Genomic DNA, 16,091 nt, shown 5'->3' with positions numbered 1-16,091 from the left:
TATTTATTCCAATTCTTTTAATAAATAATATCTTAAATCACTGCCAGGAATGTAATTTAAAACTTCCATTCCTAACCGCTGTGCTGTATAGCAGTTTTTTAATGAATCGTCTACAAACAATGTTTCATTCACGTCTATTCCGCTATCTTCAATAACCATTTTAAATATTCGTTCATCAGGCTTTGAGGAATGAAGCATATATGACAAATACACTCCATCAAATATATCGTTTACATTTAATCCATTATAACTAAAAACTGTTCCAGAATATCTATTCCAGTGTATAGAGTTTGTATTACTAAGAAGATACAAATTGTATTTTCTTTTTAAAGAAACCAATAATTCAAGTTTATAAAGAGGTACTTTTCCAAGCATTGAATTCCATATAAAATCAATTTCCTCATCTGTAAGGTTTGAAGATGAACATAAACGAAATTCATTTCTAAATTGTTTATCCGAAATCACACCCATTTCATGCTCGAGAAAAAAACCAGCTTTATGAGTACTATTAACTTCTCTATTTGTAAACTTCACACCTACTTTTTTACACTCTTCTATAAAGTTTTCAGGCCTGACATCAATCAACACATTTCCCCAATCGAAAATAATATTTTTTATTTTATTCATGATTTTTCATTTAAAGTCATATATTTATTGCCTACAAAATTTTTAGATCTTGCAGGCAATAAATATCATTGATATACATCTAGCTATATCATTCACATATATCGTCTTTTGTATAAAAGAGAAAACAACATAACTCAATTCAATTATACTCTTCTATCATTTATGCAAATTCCGACTTCTCAAATATGTTAACAAATAAGCTGGACGATCAGTTTGTATGATTCTACACCCCAACTTATCTATCAAATAACCATAACCATCCTCCAAATTACCTAAAGACATATCATCATCATGTCCACCAGCCATTGTATTCCACAAAGTATTATACCAAATTAACGACTTACCTTTTAAAGTCTCTTTAATTTTATATGGGAGTTTGTTAGAATCCTTTTCAAAAAGCAGCTCAAAAGCTACAGGAGATAAATCAGAAACAAACTTATTAATTTCTATTTCAGCATTCTGATTGTCTAAATCTACAATCGGCATATAAATTACATCCCTTAAATAATGCCCATACAAAGATTTAACTTCTTTCACAGATTTTCTCCCCTTCATAATAACCTGTTTTGTAGTACCTGTCTTTTCTAATAAAGGTACAACCATATCAAAATATCGGTCTGCTTTATCAAGATTAACCAATATTTTACCTTTTACAAGAAGTAAAGCTTCTTCCAAAGTTGGAATTTTATGAATTGTTTTAATAGCACAACCATTTCTTAAATTTAATTTACGAATTTCATCTAAAGTATATTTGCTAACGTTTCCTTTACCTGTAGTTGTACGGTCTAATGTATTATCATGCATTAAAATTAAAACACTATCTTTTGTACATTGCAAGTCTAACTCAACAATATCTACTCCCATTTCTATTGCACTATTAATACCTTCTAAAGAATTTTCAGGATAGTTTCTCCAATCACCACGATGGGCAGCTACTAAAACAGTGCTTTCATCACAAGTCTGTAATTTTGTCAATATATTATCAACATTTGTCTGTGCAAACAATTGACTTGAAAACAGAATAATAAATATCAAGATTGTATTTTTCATAATTTAGTCCTTTAATTATAAAATTAGGGTATTTAAATACCCTAATTTTATTTTTACATATTAATAATTTATCCAATAATGTATCCTTCGTTCTGCCAATCAGATTTATCATTGACATTTTCAATTTCAGTTTGAGGAATAGGATACAAAACTCTATATGAATCAACACCTACAAAAACTTCATTAAAAATATTTGTACGAACAATGTCAAACCATCTATCACATTCCAAAGCTAATTCTAAACGTCGTTCTTTATGAATCGCTTTTCTAAGACTTTCCTTTGATACAAAATCAGATAATTCTTTATCAGGTAGTCCTGCATTATTACGTACTGCATTCAATGCATCTAAAGCACCTTGAGTAGGCGATTGAGATAATTCATTTAACGCTTCTGCATACATTAACATTACATCAGCACAACGCAACACCGGAAAATCAGAACTTGTTTCATTATTTGTAGCAGGAGTATCAAACTTTCCCGGTCTCTCACCGCTACCAGTAGGAGCCAAAAGAAACTTTCTATTATCATTATCACTTTCAAACTCACTTTGCGGTAAAGATATTACATTACCATTATCATTATTACGATAACGATTGTTCTGATGAACAGACTCACCTATGCCGCCTTTCAAATATTGAACCGCAAAAATAATATCCTTACTAGTCTTAAGATTGTTTGGAAAAGTTTCAGGTGTTGGAACTAAACTCAATTCTTTACCTTCTTTTATAACAGAAACAATAGGGGTAAGTTCTTCATATACTTTATCATAATTCTCCATATATAAATAAACTTTAGCCAATAAAGCACATGCTGCATAAGACGTTACCCTTCCTTTCTCCTCATCAGGCCATTCGCTTGGTAATGATTTTGCAACATTCAAGTCTTCAATGATTTGATTATAAATAACTGATACCTCTTCACGCTTATTGTTCCTTGCATCTTCTACTGTTTGCGGCTCTGTTACCAATGGAACCTTTCCCCATAATCTTACTAAATTAAAATAAGATAAAGCCCTAACAAACGATACCTGTCCTACTATTTCATTATATTTATCCTCTGTCATTTTCACGGATTCTACATTATGAAGGACAAGATTACAACGATAAATTGTTTTATAAAGTGAACTCCATGCATCTGATAAATTTGTATTAGCAGGAGTTTCTGTAAAAACTTCTATCTGATACCTGACACCACCTCCAGCACCAGAATTATCATCCATTACATTGTCACCTCTAATTTCCATCAATGTCATAAAATTACCACCATACTGACTACTAGATTGAAGTTCGTCATACACTCCTATCACAGCACCTTCCAAACCTTTTACATCATTATAAAATGTTTCTTCAGTAGGGAAATCTATAGGTTTCAAATCCAAAAAATCATTGCAACCAGTCATTATCAAACCGGCAAAAACATATGATATAATTCGTTTCATATTTCTAAATAATTAAATATTAATTAAAATGTAAGGTTAACTCCAAGAGAAATTGTTCTGGCCAATGGATATACTCCATAATCTTCTCCATTAGTTGTTACAGAATTTCTATTAGAAACTTCTGGATTATATCCTTCATAACGAGTAAATGTAAATGGATTTTGTATAGAACAATAAATACGAGCAGCTTGTAAACAAACCTTATTTACCAGACTCATAGGGAATGTATATCCTAAAGATATATTTTTTATTCTTAAATAAGATCCATCTTCAACGTGCCATGTAGAAGTTGTTCCATTCTGTCCTTTACTTACACGATTAGCACGAACATTCATACCACTTCCTAGATTATCTTCAGACTTCCACCGATCCAATGCTCCTTTATAATTGTTCATATTCCCTTCATGATTATAAAAATAACGTCGAGACAAATTCAATATTTCATTTCCATAAACACCTTGGAAAATAACTCCCAAATCTATTCCTTTCCATGCAATATTAGCACCGAATCCATAAGCGAAATCAGGCATATAATTCCCGACTATAGCTCTGTCGGTATCTGAAATATCCAAAATACCATCACCATTAACATCCTTAAATTTAAAATCACCAGGTTTTGTATCAGCTAAACCATAATTTGAAGGAGAGTCAACATAATGCAATGAAGCATCTACTTCCGCCTGATTTTTATAAACACCTTCTACTACTGGTAAATAATATGAACCGATTGGTTCCCCTACCCTAGTTATAAAATAAGCATTACCTACAGATCCAGAAGATATTATATCTGCATTACCTGGTCCAAGTGCTTTTACCTCATTTATATTCTTTGAGATATTAAAATATGCACTCCAAGTAACATCTCCCATCTGATGGTTAGTTGAAATATTAAATTCAATACCTTTATTATTTACTTTACCTATATTCTCTAATCTTGTAGTATAACCAGTAGTCATTGGAACTGGAACATTCAACAATAGATCATAAGTATTACTATTATACAAATCAAGACCTAATGTTAAGCGATTTTTAAATAATGTAGCATCAAAACCGACATTAACTTGAGCTGTCTTTTCCCATTTCAAATCAGGATTAGGCATACTCTTCGGAGCAGCACCTTTAATTGCATCTGGACTTGAACCTCCCAAAACATAGCTATAGTAAGCCAACTCTCCTTGTGTTCCATAATTAGGTATATTAAAATTACCAGTCAAACCATAACTTGCTCTTAACTTTAAATCATCAATAAATTCAAGCGAATTCATAAATTTTTCTTCTGAAATACGCCATCCAAGAGAAACGGAAGGGAAATATCCCCAACGATTATTTTTACCAAACCGTGAAGCGCCATCAGCACGTAAAGCCCCTGTTATCATATATTTACCCAAATAATTATATTGTATACGTGCTAGGGCAGACAATAAAGACCATTCTGAAGCATTGGAATTACCTCTTGTTACGGTTCCTGCATTAAGCGTAGGTATAGAATTTATAATAAAACCGTTTGCAAAAGCATAATTACTTTCGTCTCTTTGATACTGCATTGTCCAACCTCCTAGTACAGACACTGAATGTCCTCCAAAATTTTTATTATAAGATAGTGTCTGTTCAAAAACCCAGTTATATATACGGCTGGTCTGTGATGTAGCTTCTGGTATAGACTCTGGATTTCCTTTTGTATTAGACAATGGGATAGTAGAAGGTCTGAATGTATCTTCCGAATCATTATAAAGATCCACTCCAAAATTTGCCCTATATTTCAAAGAGGGAAGGAAAGCAACCTCACCATAAATATTTCCAAAAATCCTTGACGCCTTCTTTTCATCCTTCTGAAGCATTGCCAAAGCTACAGGATTCCAAACCTGAGTCTGACTATTTCCTCGTTTTATACTTCCATCATCCATAATTGTTTCAGTATCAGCACTCCATGAATTTTGTGCAAAACAAAAACTGCCATCATCATTGTAAACAGGAAAGATCGGGGAACTATGCAGAGCAGAAGCTACCACACCTCCCCCATTACTATTATAAGCCCCATCAGAATTTACTTTATTTTCTATAGTCAAAGATGGATTTAAAGTAATACCGAATTTAAAAATACCTTCCGATACATCCAAATTCAATCGAGCACCATAACGTTTAAAATCACTATTAATAATGATACCATCTTGATTTAAATAATCCAACGAAACATAATATTTAATCTTATCGCTACCCCCAGAAGCAGAAACTGTATGATTCTGCATACCAGCTGTACGATATATTTCATCCTGCCAATCAGTATTGGTTAATCCTGGTGTTCCATTCAGATATGGAATAAGCTCCATTGGAACTATCGTATTATAATCATTTCCAGAATTCTTCAAGCGCAATGCATTATTATCCGATATACTAAATGGTAACGGAGAATTACCTGCCGCAATACGCTTACGATTTATAGATTCCATTTTATCAACATAAGTATTATTACGAGCATCATAGGCAAGTTCCGCATATTCATAAGCATCCAGCATATCTATCTTCTTTGATACACTTTGCCATGCATAATATCCCCCATAAGTTACAGTAGTCTTACCACTAGTACCCTTTTTAGTCGTGATCAAAACAACTCCATTTGAGCCTCTTGAACCATAAATTGCAGCAGAAGATGCATCTTTCAATACTTCAATGCTTTCAACATCATTCATATTAAAAGTATTCAATTGGTCTTTTGCTAAAGGTACACCATCCACAACGTAAAGAGGCGATGTGCCGGCTGTAATTGTTCCCGTACCACGAACTTTTATTTGTAAAGAAGAACCCGGAGCACCTGTTCCTTGAGTAATCTGTACACCCGGCATCTTACCAGCCATTGCTTCAGCCATAGAACTCACAGGCTGACCTTTCAAATCGCTAGCACGAACACTTGCTATAGAAGTTGTCACATCTCGTTTACGCTGAGTTCCATATCCTACAACCACAACCTCATCCAATATTTCTGTATCCTCTTTCAATGTTACTGCTAAAAGTTTTCCAGAGATTGCCTTAATTTGCTGACTTTGGTATCCCACATAAGAAATTTCCAGGTTAGCACCATCTGTTGCATCAAGAGAAAAATTTCCATCGAAATCGGTAATTGTTCCTGTTGCAGTACCTTTTACCATTACTGTAGCACCAATAATCGGCTCACCTTTCGTGTCCTTCACGGTTCCTTCGATCTTTCTTACTGTACCTTTCTGAACGGGAGTAATTACTATATATCCATCATTAATTTTATAAGTACAATCAGTTCCTACAAGGATTGCATCGAGCACTTTCAGTACATCTACATTTTTCTGATTAAGAATAACAATCTTGTTTACATCAAGCTGAGTTGCGTTATACGCAATTTTGTACTTTGACACAGATTCTATTTTTTGAAAAGCTTGTTTCAATGATACTTGTTCTCCATTGAAAGAAACTTTCTGTGCATTGACAGATATACTACCTGCCAGCATCAGGCCAACTCCAAAGGTTAATGCTTTGTTGATTTTCATGTTCATCTCATATTAGATTAAATAATTTAATACATCTGTTTTGTACGTACATAAGGAAGACAATGTAAATGCATAGTACACCCAATGAATTTGTATTAATAAAAGTTAAAGGTGTACAGAAGTAGAATCCATATACACTCCCGTACACCTTTATTGTTTTTAAGGTCCTAAATTCAATCTATTTTTTCACTAAGAGCAAGAATGCTTTATCTTACCCCAAATAGACATCAAAGAAATTCAATGTATCACCTATAATAATAGTTACACTTTAAATTACCATTCAGATAAAAGTCGATAATATTCTTATAATACAAAATATCAATGTTTTTCATTCAATATAAACTTCTTTACCTGAAATTCTATAATCAAGTTCCGGAATCATTAGCTTAAGAATATGGAATACATCTTCAAGAGATTCGTGCTTATTGTAGTGTACGTATATTTTCTGCTTGTTATATACGGAAGTACGTATATGCACTTTTACCCCGTATGTCCTTTCGATAATCTGCATCGCATATTCAAAGTCTGTATTATTAAAGAACAAGCCTCCCATACGCCAATCGGAATAATCAGATGCTTTTACTTTGACACATTCCACTTTATTTGTAGAAGGAATATAAACCAGCTGATCATCAGGTTTCAAATAATATGATATAGTAGTATCATTCAGAAGACTTACTTTCAAGGCCCCTGTTTCAAGGGTAGTTTTGACTTGCTTATCATCAGGGTAGGCCGATACATTAAATGTAGTACCTAGTACTCGCATTTTGAGGAAACGTGTATTTACAACAAACGGATGCTCTGCATCTTTTGTCACCTCAAAAAATCCCTCCCCATTAAGATATACTCCTCTTTCAGCCATGGTAAAAGTAGAAGGGTATATAAGTGTACTACCAGAATTAAGCCAGACTTTACTTCCATCTGGCAATGTTACCTGCTCTCGTCTGCCCAATTCGGCATAATACTGAACATACGATATTTCAGGTTCACCAACTTCATCAGAATTAATACTGCTTATAAAAAAATATCCTGAAGTACACATCATTATAAATGGTATCAGCCATACAGCAGCAATTCTAACCCAATATTGAATAGAGTGAAGACGAGCATTCTTATTGCTTTTCTTATGCATTACAGATTCAATCCGATTATACGACACTTCCCAGTCTTCAGACGTATCCATATCTATTTCATCCCACAACTGTTTCAACGCTTTATCCCTTTCAGAATCATCACGTGGATTAGAAAGTCTTTGATATACACGTGATTTCAAGTTTTCCGGGATATCGTGCTTAAAAAAATAATCAAGTATTTGTTTTATATAACTCATAATTTATCTTTATATACTTCTTTCTCATTTTAGACAGACAAACTCTATGTTACCCCTACTCCATTAACATTATATATGTTATAACGATAAAACCAATAACATTCCTTAATTCTTTCAATGCCAAATTAAGATGATTCTCTACAGTTTTTTTCTGTATTCCCAACTTCACAGCAATTTCATCGTTTGTCAAACCTTCTTGACGGCTCAAATGAAATATTTGTTTACGCTGTGGAGGCATTTCACTTACTGTCAAGTCTACAAGCAGTTTTAAATCATTCGCCACTATTTCATCATAAGGAGTGGTTGTATCACTAACATCTGGCACATCATCTATCTCTACAGGAATAATATGACGAGCTTCTATATAATTGAATATAGTATATTTTGATAAGGTAAACATATAAGAATCAAAATTATTGACAGAAGCAAAAGCTTCTTTCTTTTCCCACAGTTTTATGAAAATCATTTGAGTAAGTTCTTCTGCCTCGTCTCTGTCTTTTAAAAAACCATATGAAAAGGATTTGACTTTTGAATAATATGTACGGAAGATATGCCTGAAAGCCTTTTCATCACCTTCTGACAATCTGAGCAATATTTCTTTTTCGTTTTCCATACCTATGTTTGTACCAGATTAAGTTGTTTTTTAATTCGAGCCTAAATATAGAATCATGCCAGCAGAATTAAAATTGTAAAATATCTATATGCAAAAAAGTCCACAAATATTGATATTCAGTAGATTAAAGCTATTCAAACTTTAACAAACAATATCGTATATACAAATTATATGCAATATTCGTAAAATTCATCAAGATATGCAAACAAACAGCTGGCAATTTAAATAAGTTATTGTAAACACTAAAGTTCAATTAAATCTGTCTGAAACAATCAATATCTGACAAAAATATCATGTTAGGTTGAACAAAAGCATAGAACAGACAGCATTACAAAATAAGAGACCTATTGGCAGAATTAAATATACGTTATAAATTCCACCAATAGGCCCATATCATGTTTTTTACTATAACATGCCGACTATTCGCCTTCGCCCATACAAGTTACAGCTCTTGAAAAAATTAATCTTTAAACTTATACTTTTATTGCCATTTTTGCTCTATAGTCTTACTCCCTCTTGGTAGTAATAAGAATTACGCCAAATTTTCCTTTCTTACCATATTTTGCGGTAGCGGCTTCATTCTTCAGCACACTGACGGATTGTATCTTGTTCGGATTGAGCTTCTTTATCACATCGTCAGACACTTCCAGCCCGTCCATAATGACAAGCGGAGACACTCCGGAGGCTTTGGAACTACCCACTGAATCTATTTTGAAATCTCCTGTAATGGACAATTCATCCATAGGATTATGGAGTTTAATAGTAGGCACATCTACTGATTCCTCGCTTTTCTGGACTCCATACCCCACTACTACGACATCATTGTCGCCTGACTTCGGCTTGTTGTTGGTTCCCTCCAGCATGAAAGTCACCGGGAGAGTAAATTTCACGCTGACCGGCTTTCCGTCCTGCATACCCGGCTTCCATTTCGGCATGGTGCTGATTACGCGGATAGCTTCTGCATCCAACCACGGGTCGACCGGACAGAGCACCTTGAAATCGCTCAGTGAACCGTCTTTCCTTACCACAAACTGCACGATGACACGCCCCTGCTTACCGGCTTCCCGTGCCTTTGTAGGATACCTGAGATTGCGTGCCATAAATTCCAGACCAGCACGCATACCGCCCGGATATTCGGGCATCTGCTCCACTACGCTAAACGTCTGGTCGTCCGACACCACAGTTTGCGGAGCAGATGCTACCACCTTCACATATTTCTTTGTGTCGCTTTCAGTCAAGACAATTGTCTGGTCGGCTTTCTTCAGACAGTCTTTGACCGACATGGTAACCGTACTCATACCGATGTAGGCCACCTGGATGCTTTGGTCGCTGCCGACTTCCAGCGTGAAATTACCGTTTTCGTCGGTAAGGGTACCGTTGGTCGTATTCGCCACAAGTACAGTTGCCGCGATAATGGGTTTTCCCTCCTCATCCACCACCTTCATCTTCAGTTTGGTCTTTTCGGCAGGGTTCGACACATTTTTATCGGCATACGTTTCCAGAACTGCCGATAAATCATTAACTTTGACACTTGAAATCTCATCGAGAGGTTTGGAGATTTCAGGACGGGCAAAAGCAGCTACGGTAACGGCTGCTAACGGAAGTACATAAAGGTACTTGGCACGTGCCCACGGATTGGATTTTTTTCGAATCATCATAGTGATACGTTTTTTAAGTGAACTGTGATTAAAGCTGTTGGCAATAGAGTAGAGCCTTGCGCCAACGGCTTTTTTTATTAATAGCATTTGATATTCTTTCGCGTTGATTCCCTGACGGAGCACTTCTTCGTCGGCTTCGTATTCATGAATGTTCTGCAACTCCTGTTTGAGCAGCCAGATGGCCGGATTGAACCATTGCAGCCAGGCACAGGCTTCGGTCAGCAACAAATCCCATGAGTGACGGTGATGGATGTGAGCCATTTCGTGCACCAGAATGTGATGTCCGCTTTCCTTCAGGTCCGTTTCCGAAATCACGATGTAGCGCATCCAGCTGAAAGGAGCCAGTTTGCGACGGTGGACTACCAAGCGGATACCATTGTCCAACCTTTCACACCGGCTGTGACGAATGAGATAAAGCATGCGTCCCAGCGACCAGAGGTGACGGACGATGACAAAAAACAACCCCACAAAATAGACTAACACCAGCCCTTCCTGCCAGTGGAACGGACGACTTCCCTCTTCCACCACCGCTTCGCTATTCCATTGGTACATCAGCAGCAAGTCTTCCATCGACATCACTTGTGCATTTACCGGCGAAGCCTGTTCCACCGTCACCTTTACCAAAGGCAGCAGACACGAGAGCAGCATCACTCCCAGCAAAGCCATCCGGTTAAAACGGTGGAAAGTTTCTTTGCTGAGCAGCAGGCGATAGAACAGATAGAACATCGCCAGGCAGACAGCCGACTTGAGTATATAGACTAAAAAGGTTCCCATAGGCAGACGTGTTTTATTGTGGTTTCTCGTTCTGCCCCTCTTCCACCTGACGGATGAGTTCTTTGAGTTCTTCCACTGAAATGTCTTCCTCTTTCACCAGCGAGGAAACAGCACCTAAAAAAGAGTTGTTGAAATATTTGGAGATGACCCCACGCAGAGTTTTCCGCCGGAATTCCTCTTCCGACACTATAGCATGATACTGGTAGGTATTACCGAACGCGGTATGCGACAGGTACCCCTTTTCTTCCAGTCCCCTTACAATGGTCGACAGGGTATTGAAGTGCGGCCGGGGCTCTTCGTAAAGTTCCACCAGCTGTTTGACGAACATCGGACCTTTCTCCCAGAAAAATCCCATGATTTCTTCTTCTTTGGCAGTAAGTGTTTTCATATCCGTTTCAATTGGTTACTGCAAAGAACTAAAATTTTTAGTTGACAAACTAATTTTTATAGTTAATATAACTAAAGAACATAGTTTTTCATAGCGGCTTCCTATGACAAGATAGCGGAAACATCTGATTAAGAAGGAGAAAAAACAATCTACATTTCTCATTCTCCATAGGATTTGAAATATGATGACCTTAAAATTGAGGGGGAAGATGCTTACGATGTCCGGGAGCATCAAACTTTGCAGATTTTTTACCACGTATTTTTTTCGCATGGCCAGGAGGAATCTCCTTCTTATGTGGTGGCTTAGGTGCATGACGATGCACCACACAAGAGCTTCCGCCCAAACACAAAAGCAGGCCGAACAGGGCAATCAACAATTTTGTTTTCATAACTTTCAATGGTTTTTACAAAGTTAAAAAAAGACACAGACATATTCCCCTGCAAACCTCCCCAATTGCAGAAAATAAAAGCACTCTCAACTCTTTAAAAAACGCAAGTGCATTCAACCCAAAACACAAGTGCGTTTGAATCAAAACGCAAGTGCGTTTAAACTAAAACACAAGTGCATTTGAGTCAAAACGTAAGTGCGTTTAAACTAAAACACAAGTGCGTTTTTTTCACAAAGATACGCAAGTGCAAAAAGATGTAAAATCAGTAAGCAGAAGCGTGTGGAAAAGCCTTAAAGCAAAGACTTCAAGCAATAATAAGGAAGAATGGAAGAAAAACCATACTTACCTGATTTACAAACATTAAACTGCCAAATGAGCATAAACCAACAGCGGAAAGCTTGACGGGTTGACGGGTTGGCACCGGTTTTTCAAACTTCCTATATACAGGTGTGGAATAACTCTTAAGAGTTGTCCCACCCCCCGCGTATATATAGTTTATAAAAATGCCTGCCAACCCCGACAACCCGTCAAGCACACGGCCGAAAACGGACAATAAAAAACCTCCTTCACTTCATCTTTTCAGAAGCAAAGGAGGCTTTCAAATTTCCGTATTCATTTAGAACGGCAGGTCGTCTTTCTCGTCTGTCATGGAGAAGTCGGCCGGAGCTGCATTTACCGGAGGGAATGGAGCTTCTACCGGAGGCATCTGAGGAGTGGCTCCCACACGTTCCACCTTCCATGCACGGATACTGTTGAACCAGCGTCCTTGCCATTCGCGGGCATCAATGTCGAACGATACGTTCAATTCCTCGCCCACCTGAATATTAAACTGTTTGATTTTGTCGTCACCAAAGACATCAAAGCACATGCGACGCGGATACTGGTCGTGTGTTTCGATGACATATTCTTGTACCTTCCATTCGTTGCCGTTCCGCGATGTACCGCCTTTCGGTTCCAGAACCGCAATCACTCTTCCTGCTAATTCCATAAATAGTATTTTTAAATTCGGTGACGAAATTACGACTTTCCATAGAAGAAAACTAATTTTTAAGACCTTTTTTTGTGGGGCGTATGCAATCTTTTCGTAACTTTGGCAATTGGTTTAGAGCATCCGTAGATGCATTTAATAATAAAAACAGAACAAAAACAAATATAAAAACAGCTATGAAGTTTATCGTTTCAAGTACTGCTTTATTCAGTCATTTGCAGGCTATCAGCCGAGTAATCAACTCAAGAAATTCATTACCTATTCTGGACTGTTTCCTCTTCGAACTGAGAGACGGTACACTCTTTATGACTGCTTCGGACAATGACACTACGCTGTCTACTTCCATCGAAGTGAACGAATCGGACAGCGACGGCCGTTTTGCCGTTTCTTCCAAGACATTGCTGGAAGCATTGAAAGAGATTCCTGAGCAGCCGCTGAGTTTCCACATCGAACCCAGCAACATGGAAATCACCGTGGAATACCTGAATGGAAAATACAGTCTGATGGGACAGAATGCCGACGAATACCCGCAGGCACAGGCGTTGGGAAGCAATGCCGTACAGGTGACCATGGGAGCAGAAATCTTGATGAACGGCGTGAACCGCAGCATTTTTGCGACAGCCGACGACGAACTTCGTCCGGTGATGAACGGTATTTATTTCGACATCAGCACAGAAGACATTACACTGGTTGCTTCTGACGGGCATAAGCTGGTACGTTGCAAGACTTATGCCGCACGGGGAGCAGAGAAAGCTGCCTTCATCCTTCCGAAGAAGCCGGCCAACCTGCTGAAGAACCTGCTGCCGAAAGAACAGGGCGACGTACAAATTGGTTTTGACGACCGCAATGCCATGTTCACCCTCGAAAACTATCAGATGATCTGCCGTCTGATTGAAGGACGTTATCCGAACTATAACTCTGTCATTCCGCAGAACAACCCGCACCGTGCCATCATTGACCGTGCGCTCTTCATCAGTGCCCTGCGCCGTGTGTCTGTGTTCTCTTCACAGTCAAGCAGTCTGATCAAACTGAGCTTGTCGGAAAACCAGATGAAGATTTCTGCACAGGACATCGACTTCTCTACTTCGGCCGAAGAAACCATCGCTTGCCAGTATGGCGGCAACCCGATGAGCATCGGTTTCAAGTCGTCATTCCTGATTGACATCCTAAACAACATTTCTGCACAGAACATCATCATCGAACTGGCCGACCCGTCACGCGCTGGTGTCATCGTGCCTGAAGAACAGGAGGAAGACGAAGACCTGCTGATGCTGCTGATGCCGATGATGCTGAACGACTAATCATTTTTTGTTACACACAGACTCATGAAACTGAACTTGAAAAATCCGCTCGTGTTCTTCGACCTGGAGACCACGGGCACCAACATTAATACAGACCGTATTGTAGAAATCTGCTACTTGAAGGTTTATCCTAACGGTAACGAAGAGGCCAAGACCTTGCGCATCAACCCGGAAATGCACATTCCGGAGGCATCGACTGCCATTCATGGCATTCACGACGAGGATGTGGCCGACTGCCCTACTTTCAAGGAAGTGGCAAAGGACATTGCCCGCGACATTGAAGGGGCCGACATTGCCGGTTTTAACTCCAACCGTTTTGACGTGCCGGTACTGGTAGAGGAATTTCTCCGTGCTGGTATCGACATCGACCTGACCAAGCGGAAGTTTGTCGACGTGCAGGTGATTTACCACAAGCTGGAACAGCGCACGCTTTCGGCTGCCTACAAGTTCTACTGCGGAAAGAACCTGGAAGACGCGCACACGGCAGAAGCCGATACACGGGCTACCTACGAGGTGCTGAAGGCACAGCTCGACCATTATCCTGATGTGCTCCAGAACGACATCAACTACCTGTCGGAATATTCCAGCTACAGCAAGAACGTGGACTTTGCCGGAAGAATCGTGTATGACGACAACGGCGTGGAAGTGTTCAACTTCGGAAAATACAAAGGTATTCCGGTGTCGGAAGTGCTCAAGAAAGATCTGGGCTACTATGGCTGGATTATGAACGGAGACTTCACGCTGAACACGAAGAATGTATTGACAAAAATCCGCCTGCGCGAAACGGGGCTGGTCAAGTAAACGGAAAGTAGCATGAATACACTACAAGGCAAAAAAATTGTACTGGGTATCACGGGTAGCATTGCGGCCTACAAGGCGGCCGTGCTGACACGCGGACTGATTAAGAAAGGCGCAGAGGTGCAGATTGTCATCACGCCGGCAGGAAAGGAGTTCATCACTCCCATCACGCTGTCGGCGCTGACCAGCAAGCCTGTCATCAGCGAGTTCTTCTCACAGCGTGACGGCACATGGCACAGCCACGTGGACTTGGGATTATGGGCTGACGCCATGGTCATTGCCCCGGCTACGGCTGCTACCATCGGAAAGATGGCACACGGAGTAGCCGACAACATGCTGGTGACGACTTACCTGTCGATGAAGGCTCCGGTGTTTGTGGCTCCGGCCATGGACCTGGATATGTTTGCCCATCCTTCTACCCAGCATAACCTCGACATTCTGCGCAGCTATGGCAATCATATTATCGAACCTGCTTCAGGCGAGCTGGCCAGCCATCTGGTAGGAAAAGGACGCATGGAAGAGCCTGAGAAAATCATCGAAGTGCTGGAATCGTTCTTTGCCCGTCAGCAGGACTTGGCCGGACGGAAAATCGTCATTACCGCAGGTCCTACTTATGAGAAAATTGACCCAGTGCGCTTTATCGGCAATTACTCTTCCGGAAAGATGGGTTATGCCCTGGCCGAAGCGTGTGCTTCACGCGGAGCGGAAGTGGTATTGGTGAGCGGTCCGGTTACCCTGCAGACGGTTCATCCGAACATTCAGCGCATAGACGTGGAGAGTGCGGCCGAAATGCACCGCGCAGCTGCCGATGCCTTCAAGGATGCAGACGCAGGAATCTTGTGTGCGGCCGTAGCGGACTTCACACCGGAGCAGGTGGCCGACCAGAAAATCAAACGGGAAAAGGACGACCTAGTGCTGCGGTTGAAACCGACTTGCGACATTGCCGCTTCCTTAGGAAAGGAAAAACGTCCGGACCAGTTGTTAGTGGGATTCGCATTGGAGACTTGCGATGAGGTAAGCCACGCCCAGGATAAGCTGGCACGCAAGAACTTTGACTTCATCGTGCTGAACTCGCTGAATGACAAAGGAGCCGGTTTCCGTTGCGACACCAACAAGATCACGATTATAGACCGTACTGAGGCTGTTTCCTACCCGTTAAAGCGCAAGCAGGAAGTGGCCGAAGACATTGTGGATAAACTTTCCAGTCTGTTTCATTCCTAAA

13 protein-coding genes are annotated in these 16,091 nt (G+C 39.5%); 3 read left to right on the top strand and 10 right to left on the bottom strand.

From position 1 onward, the window contains the following. Nucleotides 1-3: 3 nt before the first annotated feature. The 10 genes from DXD04_RS05565 to DXD04_RS05515 form a co-directional block, all read right to left on the bottom strand. Complete coding sequence (locus DXD04_RS05565; RefSeq protein WP_117671595.1) at nucleotides 4-627, bottom strand: HAD family hydrolase; 624 nt, start codon at nucleotides 625-627, stop codon at nucleotides 4-6. Between the two features lie 156 nt (nucleotides 628-783). Further along, nucleotides 784-1,677 (bottom strand): glycerophosphodiester phosphodiesterase family protein, encoded by an 894-nt coding sequence (locus DXD04_RS05560; RefSeq protein ID WP_117671593.1) that lies wholly within the window; start codon nucleotides 1,675-1,677, stop codon nucleotides 784-786. A gap of 68 nt (nucleotides 1,678-1,745) precedes the next feature. Beyond that, nucleotides 1,746-3,116: a RagB/SusD family nutrient uptake outer membrane protein gene (locus tag DXD04_RS05555; RefSeq protein WP_117671591.1), complete on the bottom strand. Its 1,371-nt coding sequence runs from the start codon at nucleotides 3,114-3,116 to the stop codon at nucleotides 1,746-1,748. 23 nt (nucleotides 3,117-3,139) lie between these two features. Continuing rightward, nucleotides 3,140-6,631: a TonB-dependent receptor gene (locus DXD04_RS05550; RefSeq protein ID WP_259299522.1), complete on the bottom strand. Its 3,492-nt coding sequence runs from the start codon at nucleotides 6,629-6,631 to the stop codon at nucleotides 3,140-3,142. 328 nt (nucleotides 6,632-6,959) lie between these two features. Next, nucleotides 6,960-7,961, bottom strand: a complete 1,002-nt coding sequence (locus tag DXD04_RS05545) for a FecR family protein (protein WP_117671589.1) — start codon at nucleotides 7,959-7,961, stop codon at nucleotides 6,960-6,962. A gap of 55 nt (nucleotides 7,962-8,016) precedes the next feature. Further along, nucleotides 8,017-8,574, bottom strand: coding sequence for an RNA polymerase sigma-70 factor (locus DXD04_RS05540; protein ID WP_117671587.1), 558 nt, complete (start codon nucleotides 8,572-8,574; stop codon nucleotides 8,017-8,019). Between the two features lie 506 nt (nucleotides 8,575-9,080). Continuing rightward, a complete protein-coding gene (locus tag DXD04_RS05535; RefSeq protein ID WP_117671585.1) occupies nucleotides 9,081-11,006 on the bottom strand; it encodes a M56 family metallopeptidase in 1,926 nt (641 codons plus the stop codon). A gap of 13 nt (nucleotides 11,007-11,019) precedes the next feature. Continuing rightward, nucleotides 11,020-11,394: a BlaI/MecI/CopY family transcriptional regulator gene (locus DXD04_RS05530; RefSeq protein ID WP_117671583.1), complete on the bottom strand. Its 375-nt coding sequence runs from the start codon at nucleotides 11,392-11,394 to the stop codon at nucleotides 11,020-11,022. Between the two features lie 190 nt (nucleotides 11,395-11,584). Then, nucleotides 11,585-11,782 carry a hypothetical protein gene (locus DXD04_RS05525; protein WP_117671581.1) on the bottom strand — a complete coding sequence of 66 codons (198 nt, stop codon included), beginning with the start codon at nucleotides 11,780-11,782 and terminating at the stop codon, nucleotides 11,585-11,587. 616 nt (nucleotides 11,783-12,398) lie between these two features. Further along, the gene (locus tag DXD04_RS05515) at nucleotides 12,399-12,770 is read right to left on the bottom strand and encodes a DUF3127 domain-containing protein (protein WP_007558357.1); all 372 of its coding nucleotides are present in this window, start codon (nucleotides 12,768-12,770) and stop codon (nucleotides 12,399-12,401) included. A 176-nt stretch (nucleotides 12,771-12,946) separates the two neighbouring features. Between DXD04_RS05515 and dnaN the strand changes: the two genes are divergently transcribed. Genes dnaN through coaBC form a run of 3 tightly spaced genes read left to right on the top strand, consistent with a single transcriptional unit; the run spans nucleotide 12,947 to nucleotide 16,090 of the window. Next, nucleotides 12,947-14,071, top strand: coding sequence for a DNA polymerase III subunit beta (gene dnaN, locus DXD04_RS05510; protein WP_022054424.1), 1,125 nt, complete (start codon nucleotides 12,947-12,949; stop codon nucleotides 14,069-14,071). Nucleotides 14,072-14,095: 24 nt separating this feature from the next. Next, the gene (locus tag DXD04_RS05505; protein ID WP_117671577.1) at nucleotides 14,096-14,872 is read left to right on the top strand and encodes a 3'-5' exonuclease; all 777 of its coding nucleotides are present in this window, start codon (nucleotides 14,096-14,098) and stop codon (nucleotides 14,870-14,872) included. Between the two features lie 12 nt (nucleotides 14,873-14,884). Beyond that, a complete protein-coding gene (gene coaBC / locus DXD04_RS05500) occupies nucleotides 14,885-16,090 on the top strand; it encodes a bifunctional phosphopantothenoylcysteine decarboxylase/phosphopantothenate--cysteine ligase CoaBC (protein WP_117671575.1) in 1,206 nt (401 codons plus the stop codon). Nucleotide 16,091 lies beyond the last annotated feature (1 nt).

The sequence above is a fragment of the Phocaeicola plebeius genome (assembly GCF_003437535.1).
GTDB classification, from domain to species: domain Bacteria; phylum Bacteroidota; class Bacteroidia; order Bacteroidales; family Bacteroidaceae; genus Phocaeicola; species Phocaeicola plebeius_A.
The sequence above is the reverse complement of the archived record's forward strand: the minus strand, read 5'-3'. Positions and strand labels throughout refer to the sequence as shown.